This is a genomic window from Burkholderia sp. BCC0419 (assembly GCF_902830285.1).
GTDB lineage: Bacteria > Pseudomonadota > Gammaproteobacteria > Burkholderiales > Burkholderiaceae > Burkholderia.
Genome location: NZ_CADESR010000007.1, coordinates 273,199 through 279,515 on the forward strand (window position 1 = coordinate 273,199; position 6,317 = coordinate 279,515).

A 6,317-nucleotide genomic window follows, 5' to 3' on the forward strand; every position below is an offset into this window, starting at 1 on the left:
GTTTTGGCGCGCCGCATTCGCCGCGCATGCCTTTCGCGGGCTATGCCATCGCACGCCCGTTGTGCATCGTTTCCGCTAGAATCGTCCGACAAATATCACACGACCGGCGCGCAGATATCGTCGTTTGCCCGCCGGCACTGAGAGAACATGGGACGTCAGACATGGAAGCATGTGAACGAGACGCGACCATTCAGAGGGCATGGTTGCGCCAATATCGGCCTGTCCGTCGCGATGGGCCGCTCACCCGGGCACACCCGAATCCGCGCGACGCACGAACCGGATCGTGTCATGCCGGGTAAGGACGCGCTGGTCGCGCTGATGATCGGTGTCGTCCTGTTCGTGCTGGCCGGCGTACTCGCCATCACGGCAAGCGGGGAACCCGGCCACCTGGTCCGCGCGCCGGGCACGGTCGTGCGCATCGTCCAGGACAGCGATGCGATGCGCGCGTACCGGCCGATCGTCGCGTACCTCGCGAACGACGGCCAGCGCCGCGAAGTCGCCGGCAATACCGCGTCGACGGTCCCCGCCTACGACATCGGCGAGAACGTCGACGTCCTGGTCGATCCCGACCACCCCGAGCGCCCCGCGCTGATCGACGATTTCACGCAACGCTGGTTTCCGGCGGCCGTGCCGGCGCTGCTCGCCGTCGCGTCGTTCGCGATCGGCGGGCTGCTGATTGCCGGCGAGCGCCGCCGCCGGCAATCGGAGCCGGCGCAGCCCCGCGCCGCCCGCCAGCCGGCACGGCGCCGCTGGGATGTCGCGATCGTGCTGATTCCGATCGCGATCGGCACGGGCTTCCTTGCCGGCGCCGGCGCGGCCGGCCTGCGTGAGTGGCAGATCGTCCACCACTATGCGCGTTCGACCGGCCATGTGGTCGAGATCGCGAAAAACGGGCGGTCGTCGCGGCCGCGCACGTCGCTGTATTCGGCCGTCGTCGCGTTCACGACCGACAGCGGGCGGCTGATCACGTTCGCCCAGGGCTCGGCGTCGTCGCACCCGGGCCTGCACGAAGGCGACGCGGTCAGCGTGCTGTACGACCCCGTCACCCCCGAGCGTGCGCTCGTCGACCGCTTCTGGGATCGCTGGGGCCTCACGGCCATCCTGTTCGCGATCGGCGCGCCGTTCCTTGCAGCGGGGCTGTTCGTCGCCGCGACGCTATGGCCCGACCACCGGCAGCACGAAGCCGCTCAATGACGCACGCGCGGTGCGGCAACCGCCGCGACGCGCGCGTCACCGCTCCCTGAACGCCTCCACCTTCGCGCGATTCCCGCACGTGCGCATGTCGCACCACCGCCGCCCGACGCCGCGGCCGCGATCGACGAAGAACCACGTACACCGGCCGCACTGCCGCACGCGCGCGAAATCGTCGCTGCGCATCAGATGCTCGAAACCGAGCGCGACCGCATCGATCCAGCGCGACGCGGCACGCGCATCGGGCCGCCATGCGAAGCGGCCGCCGACCGCGTCGAACGCGCTGCGCCCGATCGCCTCGCGAATCGCCACCGCGAGCCGGTCCGACGCGCGCGCGCCCGCGCCGCCGCCGCCTTCGGCCGTCAGGTGCGCGATCGCGATGTACGCGTCGTCGCGAAAGCGGTGCAGCGCCGCCAGCTCGTCGGGGCCATCCTGCCGGGGATGACGCAGCAGTCGCGTCAGATCGTCCGGCGCCAGCAACCCCGCTTTCCCGGCCCATGCGCGCACGGCCGGCCAGTCGACGAGCTTCTCCTCGTCGCGCGTCTTGCCGGTGTCGGCCACCGTGTTGAGGAAGTCGAGCGCCGGATGGCCGCCGACGAAATCGGCCGCGCGCCATTCGTGCCCGTGTCGAGCCGGGTCGGATCGAGTAACCATTTATTTCCACCTATCGGTTTCACATCCGGAGAATCCGGCGTAACCTGTTAACAACCAAAACAGGTTAGCACGGAGAAGCCGATGCTCGAACTTCCGAACCGCTTCAATTTCGAAGGCCACCGGATTGCATGGGGCACGCTCGGCGAAGGCCCGCCGCTCGTGCTCGTGCACGGCACGCCGTTTTCGTCGCAGGTATGGCGCCGGATCGCACCGTGGCTCGCACGGCGCCATCGCGTGTATTTCTACGACCTGCTCGGCTACGGCCAGTCCGACATGCCGGACGCGGACGTGTCGCTGGGCCGCCAGAACGCGCTGTTCGGCGCGCTGCTGAATGAATGGAAACTGTCGCGGCCGCGCGTGCTCGCGCACGACTACGGCGGCGCAACCGTGCTGCGCGCGCACTTTCTCGACGGCATCGCGTATGCGGATCTCACGCTCGTGAACCCGGTCGCAATCGCGCCGCAAGGCTCGCCGTTCGTACGTCACGTCGCGCAGCACGAAGCCGCGTTCACCGGCTTGCCCGCGTATGCGCATCGCGCGCTCGTGTCGGCCTATCTCGGCAATGCGGTCGCGCGGCCGTTGAGCGACGACGCGCTGTCGATCTACCGTGCGCCGTGGCTCACGCCGGCCGGCCAGGCCGCGTTCTATCGTCAGATCGCCCAGATGCGCCAGCGCTACATCGAGGAAGCGGAGGCCCGCTACGCGCCGCCGGACTTTCCGGTGCGCATCGTGTGGGGCAAGGACGATGCGTGGATTCCGCTCGAACAAGGACAAACGCTGGCCGATCGCATCGCGAACGGCCAGCTGATCCGGGTCCCGCATGCGGGTCATCTGGTTCAGGAGGATGCGCCGGAAGCAATCGTCGCCGCCGTGCTCGACGGGTACGCGCCGGGCTGAGCCGGCACCGCATCACGCGTCAGAACGCCGGCACGCCTTGCGCGAGCGTCGCGACGAACTTCGCAGTGCGCGGGTCGCGCGGCCGGCCGAACAGGTCGCGCGATGCCCCGGCTTCGACGATGCGGCCATCGGCGAGGAACACCGCATCGTGTGCGATCGACGCAGCGAGGCGCAGGTCGTGCGTGGCCATCAGCATCGTCGTGCCTTCGCGCGCGAGCTGGCGCAGCACCTCGACCACTTCGACGGACAATTCCGGATCGAGCGCCGACGTCGGCTCGTCGCACAGCAGCACCTGCGGAGACGGCGCGAGCGCCCGCGCGATCGCCACGCGCTGCTGCTGCCCCCCCGACAGCGTGGCCGGCCATGCGTCGGCCTTGTCCGCGATGCCGACCTTGTCGAGCAGCGCGAGTGCCCGCTGGCGCGCCTGCTCGCGCGGCCAGCGCTGCACGGTCACGAGCCCCTCCATCACGTTCTGCACGACGCTCAGGTGCGGAAACAACTGGAAGTTCTGGAATACCATGCCGGTCTGCTTGCGCACCGCGAACACCGCGTCGCGCGACGGCCGGCGCCCCGGCACGAAGTCGATGCGCGCCTCGCCGACCGTGAGCGTGCCCGTCTCCGGCACTTCGAGCAGGTTCACGCAGCGCAGCAACGTGCTCTTGCCGCTGCCGGACGGGCCGATCAGCGCCGTCACGCTGCCCGGCTGCAACGCGAGGTCAATTCCGCTCAGCACACGATGCGATCCGAACGACTTGTCGATGCGTTCGAGGCAGATCATCGCAACTCCGCGTGGAACAGCGCATGCCGGCCGAAGCGGGTTTCGAGGCGACGTTGCAGCGTGGACAGCACCGAGCTGAACAGCAGATAGATCAGCGCGGCTTCGGTATAGAGAATCAGCGGCTCGTAGGTCACGGCCGCGATGCGCTGCGCGGCCTGGAAGATCTCGGGCACCGTCAGCACGGCCGCGAGCGACGTGTCCTTCACGAGCGAAATAAATGAATTCGACAGCGCGGGCAGCGCGACGCGCGCGGCCTGTGGCAGGATTGCGCGGCGCAACGCCTGCGCGCGCGTCATCGACATCGAGTACGCGGCTTCCCACTGCCCCTTCGGCATCGACTCGATCACGCCGCGGATCACCTCGGCGTTGTACGCGCCGACGTTCAGCGAGAAACCGATCACGGCGGCCGTCAGCGGATCGAGCACGATGCCGACGCTCGGCAATCCGTAGAAGATCACGAACAACTGCACGAGCAACGGCGAGCCGCGGAACAGCCAGATATAGAACCGCACGGCGGCCTGCGCCCAGCGCGGCCCGAACAGCCGCACGAGCGCCGCGCCGAACGCGAGCAACAGGCCGATCGCGAACGACGCGAGCGTGAGCGGAACCGTAAACACGAGCCCCGCGACCAGCAGGGGGCGCAGCGATTCCGCCATCAGGTGCAGCCAGGCCGGCATCGTTCAGCTCCGCATCACGGCTGCGACACGTCGCGGCCGAAGTACTTCTGCGAGATCTTCGCGTAGGTGCCGTCCGCCTTGATGTCCGCGAGCGCCTTGTCGATCGCGGCCACCAGCGCGGGGCTGCCCTTGCGCAGCAGCACGCCGGACGCGTCGCCTGCGCCGGCCTTGTCGGTCGCCGCGATCTTCAGTTTCGCGTCGGGCTTGTGCTTGCGGAAATCGAGGTACGACAGCGAATCGTTGATCGTCGCATCGACGCGCCCCGACGTCAGCAGGTCGATCGATTCGTTGAAGCCCTGCACAGGCACCACGTCCGCGCCGTGCGCGGCCGCGAGCTTGCCGAAATTGCTGGTCAGCGTGTTCGCGGATTTCTTGCCCTTCAGGTCGTCGAACGAGCGGATCGTCGTGTTGTCCGCGCGCACGATCAGCACCGCGTGCGACGTGATGTACGGCGTCGAGAAATCGTATTTCGCCTTGCGTGCATCGGTGATCGACACTTCGTTGACGACCGCGTCGTAGCGGTTCACGTCGAGGCCCGCGATCAGCCCGTCCCATTTGCCTTCGACGAACTGCGGCTTCACGCCGAGACGCTGCGCGACCGCGGTCGCGATGTCGACGTCGAAGCCCGTCAGCTTGCCCGTCTCGTCGTGGTACGTGAACGGCGCGTAGGTGCCTTCGGTGCCGACCCGGAACACGCCGGCCGACTTGATCTGCGCGAGATCGTCGGCGGCGAATGCGCTCGTGGCCGCGACAGCCTGCAGCAGCGCGACGAGCAGAATGGAGCGGAGGAATTTCATGGTGCGGACCCCGAACGATGAAAGGGAGTGAACCCGCCGGCCCGAGCGGCCGCGCGAGAGGTCCGCGAATTCTACCGACGCGCCGATGCCCGGCAAAAACGCAAATCCGCTAACGATATGAGCGCGTCGAATAACGCGCGGGCAGCCGCTCATTGCGCAGACGAAATCCGTCGCGATTCAACGCGACAATCGTCCGACAATTCGTTACCGGCGGTTACAGAAGCGACATTGCGGTATCACCCATTCGGCACGCGCTACGTACCATGAAAACATGATGAACCGATAGGTCGCGGGCTTGGCTCCCCACGATCGGAGTGAACGGCAAATGAAACGCATCCTGTTGCCCTGTGCCCTCGGCATCGCGGCTGCCTGCCAGTCGGCAGGCGCGTTCGCGCACACCGACGTCGGCGTGTACCTGGGCGTGCCGGGGCCGGTGATCGAGGCGCCGCCGCCGGTCTACTACACGCCGCCGCCCGTCGTGTACGAGCCGGCGCCCGCCTATTACGGCCCGTACTACGGCGAATATCGCTACCGCCGTTATCGGCACGACAACGGCTGGCATCGCGGCTGGCGACATCACCGCGGCGACGACGACTGACGGTCGCTCGGCGGCCGCCGCGGCCGCGTCCCGCCCGAGGACATTCCACGCGCCGGCCTCCGCGCCGGCGCGTCCGCATCACACCGCCGCTTACCACGGCAGCGAATACGTCTTCGTATTCGTGAAGCTCTTCATCGCTTCCTGCACACCCTCCTTGTACCCGAGCCCCGAATCCTTCACGCCGCCGAACGGCGTCAGTTCGAGTCGATAGCCGGGCACCTCGCGCACGTTCACGCTGCCGACTTCCAGCTCGGTGATGAAGCGCGTGATGTGGTCGAAGCGGTTCGTGCACACCGACGACGACAGCGCGTAGTCGGTGCTGTTCGACATCCGGATCGCTTCGTCGATGTCGCGAAAGCGCATGATCGGCGATACCGGCCCGAAGGTTTCATGCTTCACCAGCGGCATGTCGGGCGTCACGCGATCGACGACGGTCGGCGAATACAGCGCGCCGTCACGCACGTTGCCGACCAGCAGCCGCGCCCCGCGCGCGATCGCATCATTTACCTGCTGCTCGCAGAACTTCGCGGCCGCTTCGTCGATCACCGTGCCCATGTCGACCGACGGATCGGACGGATTGCCATACGACCATGCGCGCGTCTTCCCGACGACGAGTTCCGTGAAGCGATCAGCCACCGACTCGTGCACGAGCATCCGCTTGATCGCCGTGCAGCGCTGCCCCGAATTCTTGTACGAGCCCGACACCGCGAGCGTACTCGCTTCGT

The 6,317-nt window shown here is 67.6% G+C and carries 8 protein-coding genes; 3 read left to right on the forward strand and 5 right to left on the reverse strand.

The annotated features are described in order from the left end of the window. The first annotated feature begins 147 nt into the window (after window positions 1-147). Entirely contained in the window at window positions 148-1,194 is a 1,047-nt protein-coding gene (locus HWW87_RS28100) for a DUF3592 domain-containing protein (protein WP_175823035.1), read from the forward strand. Between the two features lie 36 nt (window positions 1,195-1,230). Here HWW87_RS28100 and HWW87_RS28105 read toward each other — a convergent pair whose 3' ends face one another. Beyond that, entirely contained in the window at window positions 1,231-1,845 is a 615-nt protein-coding gene (locus tag HWW87_RS28105) for a CGNR zinc finger domain-containing protein (RefSeq protein ID WP_175823036.1), read from the reverse strand. 81 nt (window positions 1,846-1,926) lie between these two features. On the opposite strand from HWW87_RS28105, the gene HWW87_RS28110 reads away from it, so the two are divergent. Further along, complete coding sequence (locus HWW87_RS28110; RefSeq protein WP_175823037.1) at window positions 1,927-2,742, forward strand: alpha/beta fold hydrolase; 816 nt, start codon at window positions 1,927-1,929, stop codon at window positions 2,740-2,742. Window positions 2,743-2,761: 19 nt separating this feature from the next. Here the strand turns inward: HWW87_RS28110 and HWW87_RS28115 are convergent, their stop codons facing one another. Genes HWW87_RS28115 through HWW87_RS28125 form a run of 3 tightly spaced genes read right to left on the reverse strand, consistent with a single transcriptional unit; the run spans window position 2,762 to window position 4,994 of the window. After that, window positions 2,762-3,520 carry an amino acid ABC transporter ATP-binding protein gene (locus tag HWW87_RS28115; RefSeq protein WP_175823038.1) on the reverse strand — a complete coding sequence of 253 codons (759 nt, stop codon included), beginning with the start codon at window positions 3,518-3,520 and terminating at the stop codon, window positions 2,762-2,764. Further along, window positions 3,517-4,197 carry an amino acid ABC transporter permease gene (locus tag HWW87_RS28120; RefSeq protein ID WP_174391015.1) on the reverse strand — a complete coding sequence of 227 codons (681 nt, stop codon included), beginning with the start codon at window positions 4,195-4,197 and terminating at the stop codon, window positions 3,517-3,519. The genes HWW87_RS28115 and HWW87_RS28120 overlap by 4 nt, the downstream gene beginning before the upstream one ends. A gap of 14 nt (window positions 4,198-4,211) precedes the next feature. Beyond that, window positions 4,212-4,994 (reverse strand): amino acid ABC transporter substrate-binding protein, encoded by a 783-nt coding sequence (locus HWW87_RS28125; RefSeq protein ID WP_175823039.1) that lies wholly within the window; start codon window positions 4,992-4,994, stop codon window positions 4,212-4,214. A gap of 325 nt (window positions 4,995-5,319) precedes the next feature. Here HWW87_RS28125 and HWW87_RS28130 point away from each other — a divergent pair, with 325 nt between their 5' ends. Further along, on the forward strand, window positions 5,320-5,592 hold the full coding sequence (locus tag HWW87_RS28130) for a hypothetical protein (RefSeq protein WP_174391013.1): 273 nt from the start codon (window positions 5,320-5,322) through the stop codon (window positions 5,590-5,592). 90 nt (window positions 5,593-5,682) lie between these two features. Here the strand turns inward: HWW87_RS28130 and HWW87_RS28135 are convergent. Next, a partial coding sequence (locus tag HWW87_RS28135) for an aldehyde dehydrogenase family protein (protein WP_175823040.1) occupies window positions 5,683-6,317 on the reverse strand: 635 nt, incomplete at its 5' end.